Consider the following 26362-nt stretch of genomic DNA (forward strand, 5'->3'; position numbering starts at 1 on the left):
ATGGGAATTATGGATACCTTGTTGACGAAAAGCACGCTTAACAAGCTCCTGGAATCCCCGTGGCGAAGCGAGGATACGTATGTGACGGCGGGGGCGTATATGCATTGCACGCGAGGCACACATGAGGAAGTGCTGAACAAGCAGGACCCGAACGGTGTGTACATCAATGGCAGGCCGATGTTGACGGTGAAGGATTGTGCGTTATCCACCTCGGAACCGGGAACGATTCAGGGCGCTATTCCCTTTGACCGAATGGGACAGGCGCTCGATGGAAACTTCTATTCGTTCGGCTATTGCCGGAGTGATATGAATCCGCTGAAGGCGGCTGAGAAAACCTTGGGTTTTACAGATCCTTCGTATATGGTCGACCCCGATCCGGAGGAACCCACCACAGGCCAGTTTATTTATCCTTGTGCGCCCAAGCTGATGCCAACGGTGCTGGGACCTTCTTCTGCTGGAGGCCCATCCCCTGAACCGCAATTCAAGCTGTCAGGTGCAGTATCTGCGCTGACCACATTGCTGGAGCGCTTAGCAGGCGCTCAGACAGAGTGGACCAACGGCAGTCCGAATGTTTCTATTCAAGGGGTACAGGCGCTGACCAGCAAGTCCTGCTTATTTTGCCAGTATGGAGGTCAGATCCGGTTGCTCACGAATGGAATGGACCCGGCGCCGCCTGAGTTCTCCGCGAGATAAAGAAGAGAGGTGATGGTGAGGGCATGGGAGCAGAGTATCACGGGGATGGCTACGAGCTGCAGTGGCCTTATGAGCTAAAAGCGATCCGCAGTTTCCGGATTGAACGGAAATTTAATACACATGCGCGGTGCACGTTTACGGCGGTCATGACGGAAGAAGAAGCGGAAGCCTGCTTGCTGAGAAGCAGCTTCGAGGACAGCCTTGTCTTCCGCAAACCGGCCAAGCCGCGGGTGGAGAGCTGGTTCGCCGGCGGCATTACGAATGTAGATATCCAAATGGAAGACGGGATTTCGCATGTGCAAATCGAGGCGCTCTCACGCAGCTATGCGATGGATATGGAGCCGAAGAACCGGTCGTACCAGAATAAGCATCTGACTTATTCGGAAGCCATTGCAGGGCTTGCTGCGAACTATCCCGGAGGGGATGCGCACAATATGGCGACGGGCAAGCAGGACGCCCTGGGCACCTTAATGGTTCAATACGGTGAAACTGACTGGCAGTTTATGAAACGGCTGGCTTCCCGGGTGGGGACAGTGATCTTGCCGGATGTCACACTGGATGCACCGCGCGTCTATTTCGGCGTGCCGGACCTGTCCTGGGGAGAGGAGCTGAAGTCCAAACATTATACGGTCATAAAGGACCGGGCCGCCTATGAAGAGCTGAAGGCGCATGCGGAAGGAACGGAAGCGGATCAGCTCCATGAGGGGGATTTTGTCCGTTACCGGGTGGTCAGCGGTCAATATTGCCAGGTCGGAGACGATGTTCTTTTTAAGAATCAGATGTGGGTCGTCTCCGAATCGGTGATCAGCTATGAATCCGGGCTGCTACAGTATGAATATGTGCTGGTGAAACGCCAGACATTGCGAAGGAAGTCGCGGCGCAATGAGGCGATTCAAGGGGTATCCCTTGAAGGCCGGGTCGTGAAACGGGCAAACAATATGGTGAAGGTGCACCTTGACATCGATGCCGGGCATGACACACAAGGGAACTGGTGGTTTCCGTACTCTGGGGAAGGGAACAATATCTTTCACTGTCTGCCGGAGGAAGGTGCGCGGATCAAGGTGTATTTTCCAAGCGGGGTAGAGAAGAAGGCGATAGCGATTAACTCGGTTCGCGGCGGGAGCGAGGAGATGAAGAGCCGGACAGTGTTCCAGAAGCCGACGACGAAGGTGTTCGAGATGCCGGGCGAAGCGAAAATGCAGCTGGGAGACGACGGCGTCCTGTTCCAGAAAGGGACGGTCAGCCTGCATTTAGATGGCGGGAACATCACCGTTAATGCCAGCGAGGATCTATTGCTGGTAGCGAGCAATCGGATGGAGCTGGGAAGCGGGGACGGAAAGAGTATACTGGAATCCATCCGGATGCGGGCAAAGCAGCAGATTACGCTGCAAACGAACGCCGCCCATTATATGGTCGTCAGCGAGAAGCGGGTGGGCATCCATAGCAGCAAGATCGACTTCCAGAAAGTCGAAGTGGATTACATGGAGCTGCTGACGGATGCCGAGCTGAAGGAGCTGTATATTGACGAGCTGGCCAAAGGTGAAATCATGATGCAAGAAATAGATTTAAGCCTTAAATTAGGTGCGGCCACGCAATTAACAGAAGGGCAAAGATCAGACATCCGCTCCAAAGTGGCGGCTGAAGCGAGCAGCAATCCGGGTACCCAGGAAGTGGCACGAAGCTGGATGAGCGGGAAGGCGGCCGAAGAGCAGCAGAGCGCCTACAAGAAGAGGTATGCCCAGCCGCCCGCCAGCGAACCGGAGAAGCAAGGCGAGGAAGAAAAACAAGCGGAGCTGGAGAAGAACCAGCAGCTCTATGAGGTGGAGGACCGGAACCGGACAGCGGTTCATGCCTGGAATCAAAGCGCGGAGAGGATCATTGAGCAAGGCAGGAAGGAAGGTAAATCGCGAGATGAGATCGAAGCGATGATACCAGCGCTGCCAGAACTGGCTGCAAGCGCACTTCAGCAAAGCAAGCAGCCGGGAGTTATGGAGCGACTGCTGGATGCAACGGGAATCCGTCATCTGGTGGACAAGATGAAGCCTGTCCTGGAGCCCGCGCTGGATGACTGGCTGCTGCAGAATGTCGTGCCGCAGAAACCAGATTATCTGAGCAAAAAAATGGAGAAAACAGTATACTTATCTCGATATACGTTCCAGGTATTAATCCTAGACCCCCAAATGCTAGTCGCGGAGTTCAACCTCTTATTCGGCGTGGTGGCGATCATCTCGGCGATTCCGACAGCCGGAGGATCGTTATATCTCTTGGCGGCTGCAGACATCGCCTTTAGCGTAGGCGTGATCGTGGTCAACGTGGAGAAGTTGAACGATCTCAAGAACGGAAACGCCTATACGAATCCGACCTTCCTCGGCATGGACCAGTCACTGCTGGATGGACTGGGGATTGGCATCGCCTTTGTGAGCCTGGCCAGCCTGCTCAAGCACGGCTTGTATAAGACTGCAGATAAAATAGCGAACCGCAAGAATATTGCGGCGCTGGATGATGCTTTGAAGGTGTTGACGAACGAAGCGGACACCGCTGCTAAACTTAAAACAAACCTGCCCCAGGAAATGGTGATTAAAGATGGCGGCGGGTGGGTGGATGACCTAGCAAAGAGCAAGAGTCTTGCAGGGGCTGATGACACCAGGACAGTGGGAAAAGCAAAAGCGGAGGGTTCGTCGCGGTCGGTTGAGGAGACGGGTAAAGTAACGAAAACAAAAAATACTGATCCGCCACCTTATGATAGAGAGAAAATACTAAGAAACATTGAAGAAAGTAAAAAAGCTCGTGAAGCCTCCAATTTCGATAAGTATTTACAAGAAGAAAAGGTGCTTCTTGAGAAGTTGAACAAGGGGACGGGTGAACTTAGTCTTAATAAAGTAAAGAAAAATACACCAGGAATTGGAGGAGAACTCTATCGACGTAGTCAAGAACTTCGAGATTTGTTGCCTGAAGAAATAAGAGATTTAGGTAACTATGGACTAGCCCGTGTTGAGATTCCTGGATTAAAGAAAGAATTTAAAGCGCATAGTCAAATTCAGGATGCAGATCAGAAATGGTCAGAAGGTTACTCTCCTTTACCACCCGAAAAGATCGAAGAACGAATATTCGAGCCTAAAGATGTTAATCCGTGGAATGAGGTAGATAGAGAGGGGGCTTATAGTAGGAAATGGGATACCGAGTATAAAATTCTCGAAGATGTTGCAAAACAACTCGGTGGCAGCAAAGGGGCTGTGAATAAAGATGTAACTGGAAAAATTGATTTCTATACTGATAGAGAACCATGTGCCAGTTGTACACCTATCATCCAGGAATTTAAAGAAATGTTTCCTAATGTAAAATTGGTTATTTACTTTAACCGTAATTTAAAAAAGAGATAGTTTTGGAGGCGATTACCATGGTAAATAAGTTGTCATACGATAAAGTAATAAAATATGGTACACAAGGCTTTGAAAAATATTTAAGTGAGGGATTCACTGTTAATCAAGCAACTTCAAGGTCAATCGTAGAATTCGAAATTCAAACTGACGATTTTCAAGATGTTGAATGGATTTTGTACCTTGTCTTAGCAAAGTTAGGTATTGAACATGGCGACTTAAGAGACGACATTAAATCCCAAGCAATGGATATCATACATTCGAATAAATTGGTGAAGTTTTGGAGACAGGAGGGGCTTGATAATAAAGAACTTGAAGAAAGGGTTTTATTTGTAGAAGGGATAAAGGATTTATTAACAACAGTCTAAGACACTTCTATGAATTAACTGGTTATAGGATCATTAGCCATGCGCACCATACACCGCCCATTAAGCGAGCGGGAGATAATGAAGCCAAGCAAATTTAGCTTTTCATGCCCGCGCGAAGATTAAACTGAACCTGAGAATCAGGGTCTGTCAATTATTTTGTGTAACCAGTCGTTCAATACCACACTACGAGTTAGCCACCCGTATTGTGGTATTTTTTGTCATAGTTCCTATCCTAGTTGTTAATGAATTGCCCCCACCCAGTGCCGAATGAATCAGGCAGCAAGGCATTCTTCGAAAATGAATTATGCAAAATGCTAAACTCAAAAATGTGTATAACTACCAGGAATGTAGTCCAAGCGATCTTTTCAGTTCTACGTATATTAACGTATAAAACTTGAAAGGGGAAATGAAAGATGGCAACAATTATAAGTTATGGTTCCAAAGCGTTAAATCCATTAGGAGCTGCTGTATTAACAATTCCACCGGGGCAAAATGTTGGAATACTTGATACCTCAGTAGTTATTCCTCCGGAAAATCCTGCATCTTTCTCAAATAGAGTTGAGTTAAAAGCAAGTATTAACATTGACCAGATTGCAACTCCTGATAATTTCAATGTTGTAATTCTCAGAGCTGGGACAGTAATATATCGCTCTCATATTCGACTTGTGGGTACAGCAAATCCTGAAATTAAGCAAATAAATGTTCTGTGGGTTGATGGTGCCCCTTTGGGCGTTATAAACTATCAATTGGGTATTGAAAATTCGATTCCGGGCACTACCTTCATCAATATAGTTGGACCAGTAGTATTTACTGCAACAGCTATTGGAGGAGAGGGCGTAATTTAAGTCGTGCACTAAGATTTTCGTTCAACCAGGTAACAAAAGCGACATTCGCCGGAGTAGTTCATTACGCCCCTGTGAAAAGCATTGGACAGTTGAACCGATCTGGTTCAGCTGTCCTTTTTTTCATGGCTTATACGTAATTAGAACGATTGCTGAAAAGGGGGTTATGCTGTATACATTTATCTCCGCAAAGCTTCCCAATGTCTGAGCCAATTAAATTACTTACAGATTCGATAACTGAAGAAATAAAAAACCACTCACGCTCGGAAATCCCAAGCTTAAATGGTTAATCGTGCTTTTATATCTTATAACAACCTTAAGTTGTCGGGTTCAACGCCCCTTGATACTCATTCATTAAATTGTCGATAATCTGCTGTACGGACAAAATCTCTTTAATCTCATGGACTCTGGACCCAGCAAAAACTAAACCGTTCTTAACATCTCCTCTAAGGGAAGTAAGCAGGGATTCCATTGTACAGAAGCGATGTGAACAAACCTTTAGACAATCATAGCATTTGACTATCTTTAATTTGGCATTATCACTGATCCGGTCCGTAAATTCATTTCGAATTGCTCTACCTTCTAGACCCACTGTAGACTTGATGAGGACAGTATCTCCCTGCTGAGCATCTACATACTTTTGCTTGAAGGCTAAGGGAGCATCACACTCATGGCTAGCCACAAAACGGGTACCCATTTGAACACCAGATGCGCCAATCCGAAGGGCTTTTGCGATATCATCCCCTGTCAGAATCCCACCTGCAGCAATAACCGGAATCGAAACGGCCTCTAAGACTTCAGGAAGGATATCAAACATGGCTCTGTCTGTACCTAAATGGCCCCCTGCTTCGAACCCTTCCACAACGACTGCGGAGGCACCAAGTCTTTCGGAAATTCTGGCTAATTTGGCGGATGAAACAATAGTTACAACAGGAGTACCATATTCTTTACCCCAAGCATAAATATCTCTAGAAATTCCGGCTCCGGAAATAATAAAGTCAACCTTTTCTTCCAAAGCAACCTTCATTTTTTCGGCAAAATCCTTTACTGCGAATAGTACATTCACACCGATATAGCCAATCCCTTTAGAGAGTTCTCTTGTTTTGCGAATATGCATTCTCAGCTCATCAGCAGTGATCCCTGTACCAGAGATGGTGCCGATCCCGCCTGCATTAGCTACAGCAGCGGCTAGTCCACTTAAGGATATGCCTACGCCCATTCCACCTTGAATAACAGGAACTCTGGATTTAATATGTCCGAATTGGATTGTTGGAAGTTTCAATTACGCACCTCTTTCACAAGTTGTAGATATCATAAAAACTCCTCTGGAGTAATTAGCTATAACTTAACACAGTTAAGTCCAGGCTGTCGAGAAAGTCTCGACAGCCTTATTTATATGTAAATAATTTAAGACGACACCGCGTTAATGTTGTATAATATAGGTAACTATTTATAGAACGGATGGTGTTTGGTATGTTGCGGTCCAACCGAGAAAAACAGCAAGCCTACGAGTTTGTTTCAATCGAAGATCTAGTGCCACAAGACCATTTGCTGCGCAAAGTAGATAAATATATCGATTTTTCCTTTATCGATGAAATAGTTCGACCGTTATACTGTGCAGATAATGGTCGTCCTGCCATTGATCCTGTCGTCTTATTTAAAATGATTTTTCTCGGTTACTTTTACGGTATTCGTTCTGAACGTCAATTGGAGCGAGAGATCCAAACCAATTTAGCCTATCGCTGGTTTTTAGGACTGGGATTGACAGATAAGGTTCCAGACCATTCGACGATTAGCTGGAACCGACGAACCCGGTTTAAAGATACGAGCATCTTCCAAGATATTTTCGATGAGATTGTTCTCCAAGCAATCTCACACCGAATGGTTGGCGGACGTGTTCTCGTAACCGACTCTACTCATGTGAAGGCCAATGCGAATAAACACCAGTACACGAAACAACAAGTGCTACAAAATACCAAGGATTACGTGGACGAGCTCAATGCCGCCGTGGCCGAAGACCGGAAAGAGCATGGAAAAAAGCCCTAAAACTCAGAGAGGAAGTGAACGAAGAAAAAGAAATTAAAGTGAGCAAAACCGATCCAGACAGTGGATATATGATTCGAGATGGCAAACCAGAAGGCTTCTTTTATTTGGACCACCGTACAGTCGATACCAAATACAATCTCATTACTGATGTGCACGTGACGCCCGGAAATGTTCATGATTCCGTGCCCTATTTGTTGCGTTTAGATCGCCAACGAGAACGTTTTGGATTTGCCGTAGAAGCTGTTGCACTTGATTCAGGTTATTTGACTACACCGATTTGCCGGGGACTACAACGTCGAAAGATCTTTGCCGTGATTGCTCACCGGAGATTTCATCCCAAGCAAGGCTTGTTTCCGAAGTGGAAGTTTACCTTTGATGCCGAACGTAATCTATATGTTTGTCCAGCGAGTCACGAACTGAAATACCGAACCACAGACCGCAAGGGTTACCGGCAGTACGCTTCCGATCCGGAACATTGCAAAAGTTGCCCGTTGCTGGAGCAATGTACACAGTCCCGAAATCATCGAAAAGTGGTGACGAGGCACGTGTGGGAGGACAGCAAAGAATGGGTCCGTAAAAACCGGCTAAGCACGTCCGGCAAGAAGTTATACCGCAAACGAAAAGAGACAATAGAGCGAAGCTTCGCGGATGCTAAAGAGCTCCATGGGTTTCGCTATTGCCGTTTGCGCGGACTTCCAAACGTCAGGGAACAAGCACTGATGACGGCTTCCGTGCAGAACATGAAAAAGATAGCGATCCACCTGGATCGCCTGGAAAAGCGGGGGTAACCCCCTCCTTTTCCCCATTTCACCTCTGCCTGAACGTAAAAAGAAACCCACAGTCATAAAAATGACCTGGGTTTCTCGACAATCTGAACTTAACACAGTTAAGTCTTTCCCGATGTGACTGTGAGCATGCTCAAACCATGTTAAATATCATGTCTTTCAACTGATTTCTTTTATGAAATTTATAACGCCTTTTGGGCAGATGACAGTTTTTAGAAACAAGTGAAGCTTGCTTTAATAATCAGTATGGATCAATTTTATATTCGTATTCATCATTGGATTGAAGGAATCGCCGCTTTCTAATTTTAATGGATTCATCCTAATGAAGATAAATCCAACTCAATTCAGGGGCTGCAGGCGATGATAGAACTGGGGAAGAAGCAAACAGGCGGTATTTAATGAAACTAACGAATGATAATCTCCTGTTTAACTATAAAGTAGAGGCAGGAAGATATCATGGTAGAGATATTCCACATGATGCACATGGGGGATGGGAGACGGAAACCTTTACACAACCTGTTCCTAACGTTCTAAATAGCAATCACAAGTGGCGATCACGACCTCATTACCGGTCCGGATTTGGAGCATTGCTGCACAAGAACACGAAAACACAATTTATCGACATATCCAGCCATCCGAAACCGTATTATGCCAGCTTGATGGAGAAAATTATGAAGCTGTTCATAACAGGAATATCTGATATAGATACTGAACAAACGCTTCAGATACATTCTTTTCCTGGAAGCGGCCAATGAAAGTCGTGAATTTGGTTTAGAAGTCTATTTATAGGTGGAGGTACCTGAATCAGCTTCAACGTACAAGTCAATATTGGAGGACAAGAATCTGTTCCGATAATTTATGGAAAAGCAACCCGCTAGGGCTGCCTTTAATTTTACGACTGATACTGCCAGTTTCTTTAATTTATTAAATCCACCGAACAGTTCTTCTTAAGAACGAAACATTTTATTAACCTGCGGTTGTTGCAACCAATCCTTCAGCGTGGTCAATTGGAGATCAGGGACAATCACGCGATCTTTAACATCATAATAGTTCAGGGAATCAATATTCGTTCCAATCCAACGGTAGAAGCTCGCAACACCAGATGCTTGTTTTTCTCCCATCACCGGCGTGAGAGATGCTTCGAAATCATCGTAGCTCAGAGACTGGAATGTGACATTTTGGCCCAGTGCTTGTGTAAAGCGATCCCCGAGTTCTGCACCAGTCAATGCTTCAGGCCCTGGAGCCAGTATCGTTAGACCTGCCAGCTCAGGATGACTTAATGCATAATAATGATATTGCGCCGCGTCATCGGAGTTGATCCAAGGAATAGATATATCCGCTGGCACAGGGTAGAACAGCATCCCATTATTGATAAGCCCTGGGATCAAGAAGTTTTCCATGTAAAGCGTTGGTTTTACCAAGATGGTCGGAATTCCGCTTTGTTGTACGTATTCAATCATTTCGCGCTTTACATCCAATGTTTTGGTATCGGTAGGCTGTTCTGGCAAGAAGCCATTCGAATTGACGACGATCAATTTTACGTTTGCTTGCTTTGCGGCTTCAACAGCATTGGTGATGTGTAGTTTGATCAATGCTGTGTCATATTCAATGGGCATATTCAAGAAAATTTTATCAACACCAGCGTTAACTTCTTTTAAGGTCTCCAATGCAGACAAGTCGCCAACATAAGCATCGATACCTTGTTCTTTCAGAACTGCTGCGTTTTTCTCCTGACGTGTAATTGAACGAACAGTTACTCCTTTAGAAGCTAACAATCTTGCTACTGCTCCACCTTGTACCCCCGATGCTCCATAAACCAAAATGGATTCCATATATCCAACATCTCCTTAAAGTATATTTCATTGGTTGAGTATCGAACTAAATGTTATATTTATATTAAACAACCAACAAACTTTATGTAAGTACGCACATTAGAGATATCTGGTATCTCTCGTGATACTATTGGAGGAAAACTTATGGAGACAGAACTATTGGGAAATTGCAGTCCATGTCCAGTCGAATTCACAGTCAATATCATCGGCGGAAAATGGAAACTTATGATTTTATATCATCTTTTAGATAATGACATGATCCGGTTTAATCAACTACAGAAAAAGCTTTCTTCAGTAACACATCGTACATTGACGCGGCAGTTGCGTGAATTGGAGGAGGATGGTGTGGTCAATCGAGTTACTTTTGCTGAAGTACCCCCCCGTGTAGAATACTCGTTGACGGATAAAGGGAAAAGTCTCACACCCATGTTATTACAAATGCGAGATTGGGGGCTTCAACATATGTGACGGCAATAAAAAACCTCGAATTTTCACAACAACAATTGGGATCATATAAGAGACGGTGATTTTTCTTGATTTGGATAAAGGAAACGACCATCCGTTTGTTAGGATGGTCGTTTTTTTAAAAAAACTTGCCGCTTCAGCAAAGAGTTTTATTCTAGATAGTTCTTCGAGTAATTCGAATTGAAGACATGGCATCATTATTAAGATAGGTAGTACTTAGATTATCATTTGTTACTAATGTTGAAGAACGTCCTTTAAAGTCCGCATCTGAGTAACCTACAACATCATAAGGTCCAACAATCTTAATAGAGCTCACTGCATCATTCATACCAATATCTTTAAAGTTCGTAACACTACTTGTCAATTGCTTAGAGGTCCCTGAAAAGTTAGAATCTTTGTAAATATAGACCCCTTGTTGCGCTAATGGAAAACTCGGGTTTGTTATTACTTCATAATCAATTATAGCTTCTGATAAATCGGCTTTTCCTGCAATATTCCCTGTATCTAAAGGAATTACAACAGATCCCATATAATCATCCGCATCTGTTGATGATGAATCATAATCCTTTACTTCCAACCACAACCGAGGACTACTATTAGACACTGCGATATGAAGTGTATTCGAACGCTCTGAAAAAGTAGTATTTGCGGTTTTTTGGTCACCACCAAAAATGACGGGGTGCGGTACATTTAAAGCCGCATCCGCTTTCATCCACACTCTTTCACTTATATATCTCTTTCCACTTAGTGGATATGTGTCCATACTAATATATATATCAGGTAGATTATTGCTTGGGTCCTTATAAACTTTAGGGGTGACAGACTTGAGGGTTACTTTATGTGTCCAATAGAGATTGTATACATATTCATGCGAGAATGTCCCTAATCCATTAAAGTCAATATCAAATAAATAAGCTGGATCGGTGAAAAAGATTCCCATTCCTAGTGTTCCATCTTGGTCTTTATCAGACCAGTTCCAAGGGGCATTTGCATGGTTGTTGCTTGTGTGTGTATTTGGAAAAACACCAAACGATTGAAAAGGCGTATTGTTATATTGAAATTTCCTCTCCCATAATTCATCTATTGGCAGGATTCCATAATTATAAGTGTGTTTCCACTTTGGTGAAAATTGATTAGGCTGTCCAGAATATGAAGGCTCTCCAAATTTATAGACAATCCCATCATCGCCAACATCTTCGTTACTAGTATAAGCACTCACACCATGCCCATGGTTCTCACCAAGTCCATTTGAACTTATAAACACCTCTGGATGGGTTACTTCAGAGTAACGAACTGAAGTACTTTCAATTCCAACGTATCCTGGCTGCACATTAGGATCTTTTAAACGATACCGTAGGAAATCAGAATGACTAATTGTTTCCATTGCCACAGGAACACCATAGCTTCCATCTTTTCGAACTGCCATCATCATTCCTTCTAAGTCATTTTCGTGTTGTTCGGCGGAAACAGGTCCATCATCACGTGCATGATAAAAATAATAGCCTAAAAAGAGATGTGTCTTCGTTTCTTGAACAGAAGCATATACATATGGGACTTGAGGGACTACTCCTATTGTTTCCCATTGATCAGCCATGTTCCAGTTCCCGTCTGCATTAAATTTCGCAATTAAATCCGCTATCCCACCAGCAAAATCCTTATTAATATCTTGATAAATAACAGGGGAATATCTTGTAAGATAATCCCAGTAAGGTTTTCCATCTGTACTTAAACGATCGAATAAAGGACTGTGGCCGTTCATCGTTTGTGACTGTGCACATTCTGCTGAATTTGAAGAATTTTCATTTAAGTTCATGGATAATCCTCCTTTATAAATATGGTATGATTTTCTAAACACTTTCCAACTAAATTTATTAAAGCAAGGTTGTAAATATGATATAAATTTCTTAGCGGGCCTCAGCGACTTTCCAAAACTGAAAATCAGTTACCAAACAGTAGGTTCAAGTAATCGATGAGATGAAGAGGAGAAAACTGAAATGAGGACAATCAAGTGCATGATGGATCACCTGTACTGGGCAGACGGACGCATCTTGGACGCGCTCGAGGAGAGTGAGACGAAGAACAAGGACCTGCTGATGCTGGTTCGGCATATCGCGGTCGCGGAATATGTTCTACCAATCGAATTGACTTGAAAGTGATTTTGAAAAGTTTTAAACGAATGACTATCTAGATATTTACTTTCTAGACGATTAGTGTATAATACCAATAAACCAATTCTTTCCTCTAATAAGAGGGGGCACAACACCATGTTGTGCCCCCTTATTTATTTCCATGGAGGACTGTTCGGTAACCAATTAAGAGGTAGGAGGTAATGATCCTGATGTGAAAGAACTTATTAAGAGCTGCTGATCTGAGTGGGAGTTGGCGGCCGTTACAACCAAAACTAGAACTTTATTTACTGTGTAAAATGTAAGAGGACAAGAATTTCGTGAAATTCCATCGTCACGCAAAGGCAGTTATGAATCCCGTTGCTCGTTTTAGTCAACTCTGGATATGTATACATAGATGGCACTAACACCATCGGCATATCAAGCCGTACAGCGTACGATCTGCGATGCTCGATATTGCCGTCTGGCAGCACACAGATTTCTCCAAGCGTTAATATAAGGTATACGTGTTGAGAAAAAACACATCGCTTTACCCTTCTAGATGTAATAATCTAAAGGGGGTTTTTTAAAAAAGAGAACGTAGCTATATTGAATTGAAGAGGTCGCTATAGCCTACCATAATAAAAACAAGATATCCACACCCTTGTACAAGGAGCAGATTCTATGAAAACAATCGCCATTATTGAAGATGATGAACATATCGGAAATATTCTGGCAGAAACTTTGACCCGTGAAGGATATGATGTTGTCCGGGCTTACTCAGGTACAGAAGCAATCTTATTATTTCAGCAGTGGACACCGGATTTGGTGTTGCTTGATTTGATGCTCCCTGGACGATCCGGTGAGGAATTGCTTCCTGAATTAAAAGGGATTCCGGTAATTGTAGTCAGTGCCAAGGCCGGGATTGATGATAGAGTTAATTCTCTGTTAGGCGGCGCCGCGGACTATATAACCAAGCCCTTTGAGATTAAAGAATTGCTGGCTCGAATTACCGTTCAGCTTCGTAGTCGAAGTGACCATGCCTCCGTCCTGACCTTTGGCGATTTAACGTTAAATAAGACCTCTCATGCGTTAACCGTACAGGGCCATCCAGTGCATTTGACAAAAACAGAATTTGCAATCATCAAACTTCTGATGCTAAACCCAACGCAAGCGATAGCAAAATCAGTTCTGCTTGACCGAATCAGTATGGATACACCTGACTGTATGGAAAGCTCTCTAAAGGTTCATATCAGCAATATGCGCCGGAAACTCCGTGAAGTCAGCGGGAATGAATACATTGAGGCCGTATGGGGAATTGGCTTTAAGCTGTCTGAGCATAAATCTTAACTGATTCTTTACTGTTTTCTTTACTGCCTTCTTAACTATTTCTCGATACACTCCATACATCAGTAGTAAGGAGGCGATTTAATGGATTATTGTTTAACAACCAATAACTTAAAAAAGTCATATGGGAATTTTAAAGCTTTGAACGGGCTGACCATGAAAGTGCCCAAAGGCTCAATTTATGGTTTTGTAGGGAGAAATGGGGCCGGAAAGACAACGCTCATTCGTTTGATTTGTGGTTTACAGCAGCCAACGGCAGGAGACTATACGCTGTATGGTAAAAAACACACCGCTAAGGATATAGTGAAATCCCGCCGTCGTATGGGTGCTGTGGTGGAAACGCCGTCGATTTATCTCGATTTGACTGCGGAGGACAATCTCAGAGATCAATATCGTGTATTAGGACTTCCTTCGTTCCATAATATCCCGGAACTGTTGCAGTTTGTGGGACTGGGGGATACAGGAAAAAAGAAAACAAAAAATTTCTCACTCGGTATGCGCCAGCGTTTGGGCATTGCCGTCGCTCTTGCGGGGGATCCCGATTTTCTTGTTTTGGATGAACCCATCAACGGACTCGATCCACAGGGTATCATTGAAATGCGTGAGCTACTTTTGAAACTTAACAAGGAACGGCAAATCACTATTCTAATCTCCAGTCATATTCTGGATGAGCTATCCAGATTGGCGACTCATTATGGTTTTGTTGATCAAGGGCAAATGGTTAAGGAAATCAGTGCAGCGGAATTGCACGCAGCATGTCGGACATGTACCTGGCTTAAGGTATCGGACACGGGTGTGCTCGCCCGTGTGCTCGACCAGCGGGGAATAGAATACATAATTCGTACGCAAAACGAAGCCGTTATGTATGGAAAAGTGAGCGTAACCGACCTTGTTATGGAACTTGCAAAAAATAATTGCGAAGTCTTTACTTTGAACGAGCAGGATGAGAGCTTGGAAAGCTACTTTATCGGTCTAACCGGGGGTGGCGAAGTTGAATAAGTTGTTATCTTCCCATTTCTCACGCATGCGGAAAAGCAGAACGCTCCTGTCTTGCACAGCGGCTATGATGCTGTTTGCCAGTGCAATACTGTTCATTATCTACAGAGAAACAAGAATGAGCGATGCTAGTCTGCAGCTTCATGAACTGCCCCTCTTTCTTTTTAACATTGTAATTGGAGGAGCTCTGGCTACGTTTATAAGTCTGTTTTTGGGCACGGAATACAGTGACGGTACGATGAGAAATAAGCTGATCGTGGGACATCGAAAAAGTGACCTTTATCTGTCCAATTTAATATCCAGTTTTGTTGCGGGACTGATTCTTGCCCTTGTCTATATTGTCATTCTTATGGTAGGCGGCATTGCGGTACTTGCTTCTTTTGAGGCGGATTGGAATACAATATTGCTGTTACTAATAAGCAGTGTATTGTTAATACTGGTATATGCTTCTATTTATACCATGATGAGCATGCTGTTTCAGAATAAAGCCGCGGTGGCGGTGACTGCCTTGATTGCATTTTTTGTTTTGCTCATAGCGGCAACCCAGCTTCAGAGTCGGCTCAGCGCAGAGGAATTTTATTCAGTTGACACACTTACGGATACAGGGAAGTATGTACAGGAATTGGTGGCGAACCCCAGTTATCCGCGTGGCACAAAAAAGGCAGTATATCAATTCTTATATGATTTCCTTCCGACAGGTCAAGCCAATCAAATTGCTATGGGGAATGCAACGGATTTTATCCAGATGTGGGTCTATTCTCTGGCAATTACAGTTATGACCACAGTTATTGGATTGTTAGGGTTCCGTAAAAAGGACATAAAATAATGGAGTAGGTGTGGAATGAAAATCGGATTGTGGCTCTTATTCGGCGTATTCGTGTTAATCATTGTATTTCTTGTAGGGAAGGTGTACCTTTTACGGAAGTCTACTCAGGAAATAAAGAACTCGATCGACGATATCCTCACATCCGATACCAATATATTGATTAGTATTTCCAGCCGTGACGGACAGATGCAGCAGTTGGCGCACAACCTGAATACCCAACTTGGTTTGCTGCGCCAAGAACGTCACCGTTATCAGCAGGGCGATACTGAATTGAAGGAAGCAATCACAAATATATCCCATGATTTGCGCACCCCTTTGACTGCAATATACGGTTATCTTGATTTATTGGAAGGGGAGAATAAGTCGGAATCCGTACAGCGGTATCTTGACCAAATTCAGAATCGGACCGAGGTCTTAAAGCAATTGACCGAAGAACTTTTCCGCTATTCATTGATCACTTCGGTGCAAGAGATAAGCTATGAGAAGTTGACCCTGAACCGGGCGCTGGAAGAAAGTTTGTTATCCTATTACGGTGCATTTAAGACACGGCAAATTGATCCGGAAATCGAGCTTCCGGATTCACCGATTCACCGGTCGCTTGATCCCACTGCCCTCAGCCGTATTTTGGGAAACATCTTAAGCAATGTAATTAAGTATAGTGATGGTGATTTGAAGGTAAGTTTACATGGGGATGGGAAAATCACTTTTACCAATTCCGCTAAAAAGTTATCTCCGGTTACGGTGGGCAGGTTGTTTGATCGATTTTATACCGTTGAAGACGGCAGAAGCTCCACAGGATTAGGATTATCAATCGCAAAAATTCTTACAGAACGTATGGAGGGATATATAAACGCTTATTATCAAGATGGAAATCTAACGGTTGTATTGTATTTTCCTAAATAAAAGCAGAATGCCGCAAGCGGCGAGGTAACTTTGTGCCATATGTGTAGGCAACTTTATGTCATTGGCAAACCATTGTCGGTAGGCAAGAACATAGTTCTATAAAAACCCGCGCTCCGCGCGGGTTTTCTGTTTTAAGGGATCAAGTTTTTGTCCGTTTCTCTGGACAAGAACTTGATCCCATTGCCGAAAATGGACAAGAACAAGAACATGGTACTATGCCGATTAGATGATTATCTAAACATGTTGTTATGTTGATACATCGGACCTGAAATTACACAAAGTTGATTTTTTGATAAAAGAACATGCATTATAAGCCTACCAAATGTAGTTTTCCACCAGCTTCAGTGCTGTGTTTTCTTTCGAAGATGTGAAGTGTCCGTGGCTTCTACAAAGGGATGGAGAATACTGGTACGCATGATTCTTATCATCAAAGTATATCAACGTCAAATACAACTTTTCTCATTTCCCATATTGTATTTTTACTATGGGAATTTCTCACCCTCATCTATACTGTTCTCGAAAGAACTCACTGATTTCTGTTATTTCGACGAAGAGAGAAGTTCTTGTTCTATAAGGGACTTAGGACCAATCAAATGGACTTTAAAATTCAACGTGCTGCTGGTTTTTAGATTGTGTTATTCTGTCTAATAGTGAACTCAATTTAGAGAGCGGGATGTTACTTGAAAAGAAATATATTATATATTGAAGATAATGAGAAAATAGGCAGTTGGGTAAAAGAAGAATTGGAACAGCGGGGATTTTCAGTTCAGTGGCTGCTTTCTGGTGAAGGAGCTGAAAAAGAAGTGAATCAGCATGAAATCGTTATTTTGGATATCATGTTACCCGGTTTAGATGGATTTACTGTGGGAAAACGATTAAAAAAGGCAGCTCCTGCTGTTCCTATTTTGTTGTTAACTGCCCGAACATCGATAGATGATAAGGTAGAAGGTTTACAATTTGCTGATGACTATTTAACGAAACCATTCCATACGGATGAATTAGTTGCAAGATTAGAAGTATTAATCCGTCGAAGTGGCGGAACACATTCCGAACGTATTTCATTAGGGAATTATATTGAAGTAGATCCAGAAGTTCAAATGGTGTTTGACAAAATCACAGGAGAAGAAATTATATTGACAGGGAAACAACATCAAATTTTAATGTACTTCTTACGCCACCCTAATCAAGTGTTACCAAAAGAACAAATCTATGAAGCCGTTTGGGAAGAAGCTTTTATAACAGGTGATAAAACATTAATGGTACATATCCATCGACTGCGCCAAAAGTTGGAACGTCATCCGGATTCCCCAGAGATTATTGAAACGTTGAAGGGAATAGGTTATCGGGTGAAACTATGAAACAGACTAAATCATTATTTCGCCGTTTTCTAAAAGGACATTTTCTATTTATCTTTTTTCCTCCGATTGTACTTATTTTCTTATCTGCGTTCATTGAGTCTCCTTTTAATGAAGAAGAGCTGAATAAGTTAAATTATTTTTACGTTGTACTGCTTTTGTTTGGTTTTATTATTGTAGCATTTGTTGTGATATCTTGGATTTTCTTCTTGAGGCTTCGTAAACGTCTCACCCGCTTACAGGAAGTCATGTCATTTTCAGCTAATAATTTTCCTAAACCAATATCTGTTCAAAGAGATCGTATGGATGAAATAGACCAGTTAGGAAGTTCTTTTAATTGGATGATTCAGCAGCTTGAAGACAGCCGCAAGCGAGAATATGAAGAGGAATTATTACGACATCGGCTCATTGCTAATTTATCTCACGACTTACGAACGCCACTTACTATTTTGAGAGGACATATCACCAGATTAAATAAAGAAGCAATAAGTTTAGAAGGACAAAACTCATTAACAGAGATGAACCATACGATTACAAGAGTCGGAGATCTAATGGATGATTTACTTTCCTATACATTGCTTACATCAGGGAAATATCCTTTTGGGCCCACTTCAACAGATATTGGACGTTTAGTAAGAGCCTCTGTTGCTGCGTGGTATCCAGTATTTGAAGAAAAAGAAATTCAGGTTGATGTTGATTTACCGGCAGAGGCGACTTTTTATTGGGAAGCAGATCCTAAATGGATGACACGGGTTCTGGATAATTTATTTCAGAATATTCTTCGCCATGCAGCAGAGGGGAAATATGTACACATTGTGGTTGATGTAGAAAAAGAACTGATCCTTGTTGCAGACAGAGGTCCAGGTATGGATAACTCTTCCTATGAGCATGGGGCGGGGATTGGTTTATCGGCTTTAAATTATATGTTGAAAAAAATGAAGCTGAAAGCTGACTTTACATCAAATGAAAATGGCACAAGAGTGGTTATTGGTAGAGCTTAACCTAAAGGTAACCCAGAATTAAACAACATGATCACCGGGATGTAACTTTGCTTCTTTATAATTAGAACCATAACAGAAAGGAAGTGTTGTGGTTGCTTACAATTGATAACTTAGTCAAACATCGCGGGACTGGGGAAATCTTATCAGGTATTAGTTTTAAAGCTAGACCAGGTAGAGTAACTGGTTTTTTAGGTCCAAATGGGGCAGGTAAAAGTTCTACACTTCGCATCCTGCTTGGATTAGATCGTGCCACCTCAGGGAGTGCGCTAATTAATGGAAAGCCATTTGCAGAATTACATAATCCTCTGGCAACAGTAGGTGCCGCACTTGATGGATTTGGAGCTCATCGTATGCGAACAGGACGGGCACATTTGCGTTGGATTGCCCGTGCCGCAGGATTGTCCCGCTCACGTGTCGAGGAAGTTCTGGAAATAGTAGGTCTTACTAATGCAGCTGGTAAAAGAGTGGGGAATTATTCCCTTGGTATGGGGAGAAGACTTGGAATGGCAGCTGCATTACTTGGTGATCCACAAATATTGATTTTAGATGAACCCGTAAACGGGCTCGACCCAGAAGGAATTCGTTGGATTCGGACATTTTTACGTGAACGTGCTGATTCTGGAAACACGGTGTTACTGTCCAGTCATCTAATGGGAGAACTTGCAGAGACTGTTGATGATGTGGTGATTATTAAGCATGGAACAATCGTTGCAGATGGAACATTGGAAGAAGTAATAGGTAACCATTACACGCTGGAGGAAGCCTTTTTTGCCCTGACATCTGAAAATGCAGGTGAGGTTGTATGAGAGCATTCAACGCGGAACTATCTAAATTGTTCTCCCTGCCGGGCATTTGGCTTGCCTTGCTTATTGGAGCATTTGCCCCAGCGGTCATTGCTGCCTTGGACAGTATAGCAGAAAAAGATGCGATTATAGCTGGAGTTAGCACACGGCTATCGGAAGTTGGATATATTGGCTTAGCTCTTGGTGTGCAAGGCGTTATTATTCTTGGTGTGCTTGCTGTCAGCAGTGAGTATTTGACAGAGAGCAGTGAATCTGGTGGAGGACAACAGATTACAACAAGTTTAACCGTTGTTTCATCCCGATTTCTTTTTTTGCTGGCAAAAGCAGGCGCTGTGACAGTGATCAGCATACTGCTATGTATTGTTGCTATTATGACAACTGTGTCTGCAACGCATCTTATTCTCGGCGAATATGCCCCTGCATTTGAATGGTCCAGACTTATCGGTGCAGTTTGTTACTGGACATTCACTGCTCTTTTAGCACTTGGGATTACTTTGCTAACTAAGAATGGCATCATCCCGCTTGCTGTGCTCATAATAAATTCTTCCGTTGTATCATTTAGTGTCCTGCTTTATAGGGTTACAAAGTTGGCGTTTTACTTACCAGATAGGGCTGGCGCTGAAATGTTTATGTTTACGAGCGACAGACTTCACACCCCGTCCACAGGCAGTTTATTCGACAGATTTCACACTCCCTTCACAGGCGGTGTAGTCATGTTTGCCTGGGTAGCCGTTATTTTCATTGTTGCAGCTATTGTATTCCATAGGAGGGACGTTGCATCATGAGTGTCTCACCTAGTAGAAAGATAACACAAATCCTTGGTGCTGAACTGGATAAATTAGTTACATTACCATGGATATGGCTCACTCTTATGGGGACGTTCATTCTTAATTTAGCTTTAACTGCAGCTTTTACTTCTGTTGGTCTACAAGGGGCAGCAGGAACGCAAAGTATACTGAATATAGGACTTGCTTCTATGGGACATATTCAAGCAGGGTTCATTATTCTTGGTATCATAGCTACTTGTTCGGAGTATACGGGTGGACAGATTCGAACTACTTTAACCACGATACCTTGGCGCGGGTTCCAATTATCCATGAAGCATTTGGCATTGGCCATTATATCTATTCCTGCTGCGTTTATTATTGCTGCATCAGGTGTACTATATACTTTTATTATGATGAGAGACACAGCCGTAATGATTGAAATAGACCCAATGATAAAAACATTAATAGGTGCAGCAGGCTATCTAACCTTAACCACACTTCTCAGTGCAGCTATAGGTGCTTTATTAAGACGAACCACTCCTGCTTTAGTGGTACTGCTTGGTTATTATTTCATTGTCAGTCCATTGTCGAGAGATTTTCAACCTAGTATTAGAAATTATTTTCCGGATACGGCAGGATATTATATGTATATGCCGCCTTCCTCTGATGTAATAAATGTCCTTACACCTATGCAAGGGACAGGTATTTCAATGGTATGGACACTGATCTTTTTTACAGCAGCTATTGTATTTTACCGTAAACGAGATGCCTAAGTTTATTCCAGCGATGAATTCCACGGGATGTACTTGAGAAAAACTCTATATGTATCGTCAACGAACTGAAAACGTAAACCAGTATTGTATGATATAACTTCCAAACCACCAGCAACGTTTTAGTGGGAATAGCTTAGGAACAAAAATACTCTCTTTTATCTGCTTGTATAGCAAATAGAAGAGAGTATTTATTATATTGGATAAGTAAAGTAGTACTCGAAGTATTTATTTTGTAATTCCAAAGCTAGTATTAGTTGTATATTTCGGTTCATTGCTATGCAGGACATAAGGTTTGGCTGTCATAATAACATTCCTTCTGTGCCTGTTCATACTCCGTTCATATTGCCGTAACGAAGGGGACATTTTGGTTGTTTACACTTTGAATATGTCGCTATATAGATTGAACTTGAGAATTATATTTAGGGAAAAGTGGCGGAGGGGAATTTTGGAACTGGAGGAGCGATAGCGTCCGCCTTTAGATTTGGATTTCTACCGCGATTCGCGGTTAAATTCAGGAAATCCAAACCTAACAGCGGCCGGAAGTCCAAATATTCTCTGTAGTCATGGCCAACCCCAAAATAGAAGAATTATAAGTTCAATTTATATAACGCGGCTCTACAGATATAAGGACAGGAGAAGATGAACGTGACAGGGACCGGTGGAAATCAAGAAAGGGAACAGAATCCGCAAAAAACAGAAACTATGGTCGAAAATAATAGGAGGTCTTCTCGGGGCGCTTGTGCTGTTCATGGGCATCTTGTTTATCGTTAATGTGATCAGTAACGGGGTCGAGAAAAAGAAAATCGAACCATACGGCCAGTATGTCAATGTGGATGGTAAAAAAATGAATGTGTTTATTCAAGGCAGCGGCGAACAGACAATCGTCCTTCTTCCTGGACAAGGAACTCCGTCGCCAGTGCTTGATTTCAAATTGCTGATCGATGAATTGTCTCCAGAATACAAAGTCGTAGCGATTGAGCCGTTCGGATACGGGTTGAGCGACGAAACTGAGAAGGAAAGAACAACAGAGAATATCGTCAGTGAAGTTCACGAAGCAGTGCAGCAGTTGGGTATTGACCGTTACGTTCTTATGGGACATTCCATCACTGGACTATACGGAGTGTCCTACGTGAACAGCTACCCGGATGAGTATACTAAAGAACAAATGCGTCTCATTTCGAATCAAGTCGCGACCAATCCAACAATGATGGATGAGCTCAGACATCTCGGTACCAATTTCAAAAATGGAGAACGGCTTACCTACCCTAACGATTTGCCGGTGCTTCTCTTCGTCCAGTCGAATAACGAGAACAATGAGCAGTGGGTTCCGCTGCATGAGGCACAAGTCAAACAATCGGCACAGGGAAAAATGATCACGATGGAAGGCTCACATTACCTGCATCATACGAAATTCAAAGAAATCGCCGGGGCATTCAAAGCGTACATGAAGCAAATACAACCATTCAAATAATAAGAGGAGAGAGAGAGTTTGGCACAAACAGCAGGAGAGGAAGTAAGGAAGGGTTCAATAGTAAAAAGAGTGCTGCATATTTCATTAAAAGTAATCGCCGCAGTGGTTATCGCTATTCTACTTTTTATCGCCATCGTATTTACCGTAAACAAAATCAGCAGTCATTCAGAACAAAAAAGAATGGAACAGTATGGTCAGCTTGTGTCTGTAGATGGTAAGCATATGAATGTTTTCATCCAAGGCAAAGGCGAAGAAACCGTAGTGCTTCTTCCCGGTTATGGAACAGCGGCGCCTGCACTTGATTTTAAGCCACTCCTATCAGAGTTAAGCCCTTATTATAAAGTCGTCGTGATCGAACCTTTTGGTTACGGATTGAGCGATCAATCCCGGAAGGGGCGCAGTTCAGCCAACATTGTAAGTGAAATTCATGAAGCGTTACAAAGTCTCCGGATCGATCGTTACACCCTTATTGCCCACTCCATTTCCGGGCTCTATAGTCTGGATTATGTGAACCGATATCCAAATGAAGTGAAAGCCTTTATCGGGCTGGACAGCAGTGTTCCGTCACTAAGTGAACAGAAGATTGATTCGTCTGATACAGAACCGGTTAAATGGTTCCGCAACCTGGGCTTCGCCCGGTTACAATTGAAACTGAGTGCTGACCCTTATGAAGGACTGCCCTATGATAAAGCGACTAAAGAACAATTGGACATCTTGATACGCAAAAACATGTATAATACAACTCAATTAAATGAGGCAGTGAGCATGTATTCCAACTTTAAAGCAGCAGAAAAGCTTACTTTTCCTGCCAATTTACCAGTTCTTTTCTTTCTTCAGGCAAATCACCCTACGACGGACCGATGGATTCCGGAACATGAGAAGCAGATCCAGAACTCTGTACATGGAGAAATGGTCTTATTGGACGCGGGACATTATCTGTATCGTTCCCATCCAAAAGAAATCTCTGAAAAAATAAGGGATTTTACGGGAGGAATAAACTCAACAGATTAACAGACTGGTACCATCATAAATCGCGCGCTGGACGATTTTTTTTGCGTTGCAGTTGCTCTCATTTACGAACAAAAGGAGGCGAAAAATGATCTTTCCTCCATTCCAGAAGGCATTGTTATATGAAGTGTAGTAATGGACCGTGGAGCGGATCTGTAGCCCGTTGTTGTCCAGACTGTTGCTGCCAAAATGCTGGAGATGATAGTCATAGGTTCTCTCAGCATTATAAGCCGATATCTCCGAAATATTGAACCCCTATCCGAAATTCGAGCCATATATAACAGAGATCTTATATTTTATAATGTAATTCATAATAGCTATTTAATTACATTAAAGAATTTGGTTTGCAATAAAAAGGATTATATTTCATTTTATGAAAGGAGAATATGAATTGCCGGAAATATCAATCATAATCCCGACATATGAAAAAGCTTTCTACCTAGACTTATCTATTTCAAATAAAAATTATATATAGGATAGGTGAATAAAATGATTGATTTATTACAGTTACAAAAAAGAGTTTATCAGAATAAAATTGCGAAAGGATTTAATGTTACTGATATTTTTCAAGAATTTTGTTTTATATATGGCGAATTATCAGAAGCTTGCGAAGCTTATCTGAAAAAGAAAGACGATTTGGGTGAAGAATTGGCTGATGTTGCACTCTACTTAATAGGACTTTCGGAACTTCTAGGAATTAACTTGGAAGAAGAGATAGTGTGTAAGATGGAAAAAAATGAAAAAAGAATATACCAAAATAAAGATGGTGTACTTACAAAAGAAAAAGAATAAAACTATTCCTCACTCGGCAAACGGTATGACACCTCATGTAAAGATAGGGACACATCTAATTGAAGCAGGTGACTACATCATTCCACCCAAAGAAGTTTTACGCTTAATGGACAAAATAATGAGAGTAGTTTATTGAACACAACTCACTGGAGTTGTGTTTGTTTTTTTGTCGGTGGACAAAAACATCATCCCCTAAGAGTCCGCGCCCTGCGCGGGTTTTCTATTTTAAGGGACCAAGTTCTTGTCCTTTTCTCAGGACAAGAACTTGGTCCCATTGCCGAAAATGGACAAGAACATAGTACTATTACCGATTTGATGATTATCTAAGTAAAATGTTTATGGAGCATCAAGGTTAATCTCACAACGGTCATTACCGGGATATGACTGGAAACTTTGGGTACGAAACGGTGATACAGTTGCACAAAAATGGCCAACTGCCGCAAGCTTTGTTCTGTCTGAATGATATCTGTGCCATTGGGGGGTATTGAAGGCCTACAAGGATCTGGTCCTGTCTGTACATTAAAACCTTGCAGTACTCGGTGTTGATGTCATGCCGACTGTATCGGAGCTCCTAAGTCTGCCAACGATCCGGCATCCGATCTTTGCAATACGGGAGTGTTCACATCGAAGAAACCTCCAACCGGTAAATACTTCTTCGTGGTATCCGCTTCAGATGGAACGACAGTTAAGACCAAAAACGTGACTCTAATACGCGATTTTGTGAGTAATGATCGTAAAGTAGCAAACAACTTGAGCAAGTCCAAATCAAAACCCAACCTCGATTATAGTCGGGGTTGGGTTTTTTTGATTGCGATGAACAGAAGAGAAAGGGTGAATATAAATGTATTGACCATATTAGGGTTCATGGGTATAATTTACAATGATAATAGTAATCATTACTATTTAATATCGTTTTGTTCCTGTTAGAGAATCAATGAATCTACGTTTTTAAGGATGTGAGATATGCGCCGGGAAATCTCTTTTGTTAAAGCAAGCCCTACACAGAATATGACCATCCTAGTCAGAAGCAGCCATGAGGAAGACGAATACGCACCGATTGCCCTGAAAATGATGTCATACGACAACGTATATGCCGAACAAGTCGGATTCATTAAGAAAACTATGCATCCTGATGCAGATGCAGCTCTCCGCATGGCCGGCGGTGAGTTTTGCGGAAATGCCTGCATGGCCTTGGCCGTACTGATAGCCCATCAGCAGACAAACTCCAGTGACTGCAGGTCGGTTAAATTGGAGGCTTCAGGAACAGATCAATTGATTCAATGTATGGTGACGAATACTGATGAGGGTTATTGCTGCAAGGTCATGATGCCTGCGCCCCGGAGCATTGAAGCCAAGATATTCAAGTATGACGGCAATCAATTTATGGTCGGTCTAATTCAGTACTCCGATTTCCTTCATGTGGTATTAGAAGTGGAGCGGTTTACTAAGCCGGTCAAGAAAATGGCACAAAGCTTAGCGAAGTTGCTTGAAATCACGTCGACCAATCAACTGATCGGCATTCTGCTGTACAAGCCAAGCTCCGGCGAGCTCTTACCGCTTATTTATATTCCTATGCTGGACAGTATGGTCTGGGAAAGAGGGTGCGGATCAGGAACAGCTTCCATTGGTGCATATATGGCCTGGAAGAACATTGCTCCCTTTGAAGGGGCTATACTGCAGCCCGGTGGACTCATCAAGGTATCTGCACATCTGGACAAAAGTGAACTCACCGGCTTAAGCATTTCAGGCAATGTCAGCATCGTAGCAGAAGGAACAGCATATATCGATCTTTAATCACTGGAGGAGA

At 42.7% G+C, this 26362-nt stretch carries 25 protein-coding genes; 21 read left to right on the forward strand and 4 right to left on the reverse strand.

Annotated features, from left to right (window positions below; translation table 11 throughout):
* The 4 genes from NST07_RS17670 (at position 1) to NST07_RS17685 (ending at position 5283) form a co-directional block, all read left to right on the forward strand.
* Entirely contained in the window at positions 1-693 is a 693-nt protein-coding gene (locus tag NST07_RS17670; protein WP_342479873.1) for a PAAR-like protein, read from the forward strand.
* A gap of 23 nt (positions 694-716) precedes the next feature.
* On the forward strand, positions 717-4073 hold the full coding sequence (locus tag NST07_RS17675; RefSeq protein ID WP_342479874.1) for a deaminase domain-containing protein: 3357 nt from the start codon (positions 717-719) through the stop codon (positions 4071-4073).
* Positions 4074-4090: 17 nt separating this feature from the next.
* Entirely contained in the window at positions 4091-4438 is a 348-nt protein-coding gene (locus NST07_RS17680; protein WP_342479875.1) for a hypothetical protein, read from the forward strand.
* 413 nt (positions 4439-4851) lie between these two features.
* The gene (locus tag NST07_RS17685; RefSeq protein ID WP_341093432.1) at positions 4852-5283 is read left to right on the forward strand and encodes a hypothetical protein; all 432 of its coding nucleotides are present in this window, start codon (positions 4852-4854) and stop codon (positions 5281-5283) included.
* Positions 5284-5596: 313 nt separating this feature from the next.
* Here NST07_RS17685 and NST07_RS17690 read toward each other — a convergent pair whose 3' ends face one another.
* The gene (locus NST07_RS17690; RefSeq protein ID WP_342479876.1) at positions 5597-6562 is read right to left on the reverse strand and encodes a nitronate monooxygenase; all 966 of its coding nucleotides are present in this window, start codon (positions 6560-6562) and stop codon (positions 5597-5599) included.
* Positions 6563-6753: 191 nt separating this feature from the next.
* Here NST07_RS17690 and NST07_RS17695 point away from each other — a divergent pair.
* Positions 6754-8114 (forward strand): IS1182 family transposase gene (locus tag NST07_RS17695; RefSeq protein WP_341377036.1). Its coding sequence is split into 2 segments (ribosomal slippage): positions 6754-7321 and positions 7321-8114, totalling 1362 coding nucleotides; the frame shifts between segments, so codons are not numbered across the junction.
* Between the two features lie 395 nt (positions 8115-8509).
* Positions 8510-8866 (forward strand): hypothetical protein, encoded by a 357-nt coding sequence (locus NST07_RS17700; RefSeq protein WP_342479877.1) that lies wholly within the window; start codon positions 8510-8512, stop codon positions 8864-8866.
* A 192-nt stretch (positions 8867-9058) separates the two neighbouring features.
* Here the strand turns inward: NST07_RS17700 and NST07_RS17705 are convergent, their stop codons facing one another.
* Positions 9059-9943: an NmrA family NAD(P)-binding protein gene (locus NST07_RS17705; RefSeq protein WP_341093436.1), complete on the reverse strand. Its 885-nt coding sequence runs from the start codon at positions 9941-9943 to the stop codon at positions 9059-9061.
* A 144-nt stretch (positions 9944-10087) separates the two neighbouring features.
* Here NST07_RS17705 and NST07_RS17710 point away from each other — a divergent pair, with 144 nt between their 5' ends.
* Positions 10088-10411 (forward strand): helix-turn-helix domain-containing protein, encoded by a 324-nt coding sequence (locus NST07_RS17710; RefSeq protein WP_342479878.1) that lies wholly within the window; start codon positions 10088-10090, stop codon positions 10409-10411.
* 151 nt (positions 10412-10562) lie between these two features.
* Here the strand turns inward: NST07_RS17710 and NST07_RS17715 are convergent, their stop codons facing one another.
* Positions 10563-12221: a beta/gamma crystallin-related protein gene (locus NST07_RS17715; protein ID WP_341093440.1), complete on the reverse strand. Its 1659-nt coding sequence runs from the start codon at positions 12219-12221 to the stop codon at positions 10563-10565.
* A gap of 181 nt (positions 12222-12402) precedes the next feature.
* On the opposite strand from NST07_RS17715, the gene NST07_RS17720 reads away from it, so the two are divergent.
* The 12 genes from NST07_RS17720 to NST07_RS17775 all read left to right on the forward strand — a co-directional run bounded on the left by NST07_RS17720 (position 12403) and on the right by NST07_RS17775 (position 23766).
* Positions 12403-12558: a hypothetical protein gene (locus NST07_RS17720; RefSeq protein WP_341378740.1), complete on the forward strand. Its 156-nt coding sequence runs from the start codon at positions 12403-12405 to the stop codon at positions 12556-12558.
* 639 nt (positions 12559-13197) lie between these two features.
* Positions 13198-13863 (forward strand): response regulator transcription factor, encoded by a 666-nt coding sequence (locus tag NST07_RS17725; RefSeq protein ID WP_341378742.1) that lies wholly within the window; start codon positions 13198-13200, stop codon positions 13861-13863.
* An 81-nt stretch (positions 13864-13944) separates the two neighbouring features.
* A complete protein-coding gene (locus tag NST07_RS17730; RefSeq protein ID WP_341093444.1) occupies positions 13945-14859 on the forward strand; it encodes an ATP-binding cassette domain-containing protein in 915 nt (304 codons plus the stop codon).
* Positions 14860-14884: 25 nt separating this feature from the next.
* On the forward strand, positions 14885-15682 hold the full coding sequence (locus NST07_RS17735) for an ABC transporter permease subunit (protein ID WP_341097682.1): 798 nt from the start codon (positions 14885-14887) through the stop codon (positions 15680-15682).
* 51 nt (positions 15683-15733) lie between these two features.
* Positions 15734-16585: a HAMP domain-containing sensor histidine kinase gene (locus tag NST07_RS17740; protein ID WP_342479879.1), complete on the forward strand. Its 852-nt coding sequence runs from the start codon at positions 15734-15736 to the stop codon at positions 16583-16585.
* 680 nt (positions 16586-17265) lie between these two features.
* Complete coding sequence (locus NST07_RS17745; protein WP_341378744.1) at positions 17266-17943, forward strand: response regulator transcription factor; 678 nt, start codon at positions 17266-17268, stop codon at positions 17941-17943.
* Entirely contained in the window at positions 17940-18941 is a 1002-nt protein-coding gene (locus NST07_RS17750) for a HAMP domain-containing sensor histidine kinase (protein WP_341378745.1), read from the forward strand. Before NST07_RS17745 ends, NST07_RS17750 begins: the two co-directional genes overlap by 4 nt.
* 92 nt (positions 18942-19033) lie before the next feature.
* On the forward strand, positions 19034-19747 hold the full coding sequence (locus tag NST07_RS17755) for an ATP-binding cassette domain-containing protein (RefSeq protein ID WP_341378746.1): 714 nt from the start codon (positions 19034-19036) through the stop codon (positions 19745-19747).
* Positions 19744-20529 carry an ABC transporter permease gene (locus NST07_RS17760; RefSeq protein ID WP_341093451.1) on the forward strand — a complete coding sequence of 262 codons (786 nt, stop codon included), beginning with the start codon at positions 19744-19746 and terminating at the stop codon, positions 20527-20529. Before NST07_RS17755 ends, NST07_RS17760 begins: the two co-directional genes overlap by 4 nt.
* Entirely contained in the window at positions 20526-21284 is a 759-nt protein-coding gene (locus NST07_RS17765; protein ID WP_342479880.1) for an ABC transporter permease, read from the forward strand. Before NST07_RS17760 ends, NST07_RS17765 begins: the two co-directional genes overlap by 4 nt.
* A gap of 658 nt (positions 21285-21942) precedes the next feature.
* The gene (locus NST07_RS17770; protein ID WP_342479881.1) at positions 21943-22755 is read left to right on the forward strand and encodes an alpha/beta hydrolase; all 813 of its coding nucleotides are present in this window, start codon (positions 21943-21945) and stop codon (positions 22753-22755) included.
* A gap of 18 nt (positions 22756-22773) precedes the next feature.
* Positions 22774-23766 carry an alpha/beta hydrolase gene (locus NST07_RS17775; RefSeq protein WP_342479882.1) on the forward strand — a complete coding sequence of 331 codons (993 nt, stop codon included), beginning with the start codon at positions 22774-22776 and terminating at the stop codon, positions 23764-23766.
* On the opposite strand, the gene NST07_RS17780 is transcribed toward NST07_RS17775, so the two are convergent.
* On the reverse strand, positions 23755-24009 hold the full coding sequence (locus NST07_RS17780) for a hypothetical protein (protein WP_342481955.1): 255 nt from the start codon (positions 24007-24009) through the stop codon (positions 23755-23757). The genes NST07_RS17775 and NST07_RS17780 overlap by 12 nt on opposite strands.
* Positions 24010-24252: 243 nt before the next feature.
* Between NST07_RS17780 and NST07_RS17785 the strand changes: the two genes are divergently transcribed.
* Together NST07_RS17785 and NST07_RS17790 are read left to right on the forward strand one after the other, a co-directional pair.
* On the forward strand, positions 24253-24555 hold the full coding sequence (locus NST07_RS17785) for a MazG-like family protein (protein WP_342479883.1): 303 nt from the start codon (positions 24253-24255) through the stop codon (positions 24553-24555).
* Between the two features lie 963 nt (positions 24556-25518).
* Positions 25519-26349, forward strand: a complete 831-nt coding sequence (locus NST07_RS17790) for a diaminopimelate epimerase (protein WP_341093459.1) — start codon at positions 25519-25521, stop codon at positions 26347-26349.
* Positions 26350-26362: the final 13 nt, after the last annotated feature.

Origin of the sequence: Paenibacillus sp. FSL L8-0340, assembly GCF_038593145.1 — a bacterium.
Lineage (GTDB): Bacteria > Bacillota > Bacilli > Paenibacillales > Paenibacillaceae > Paenibacillus_AQ.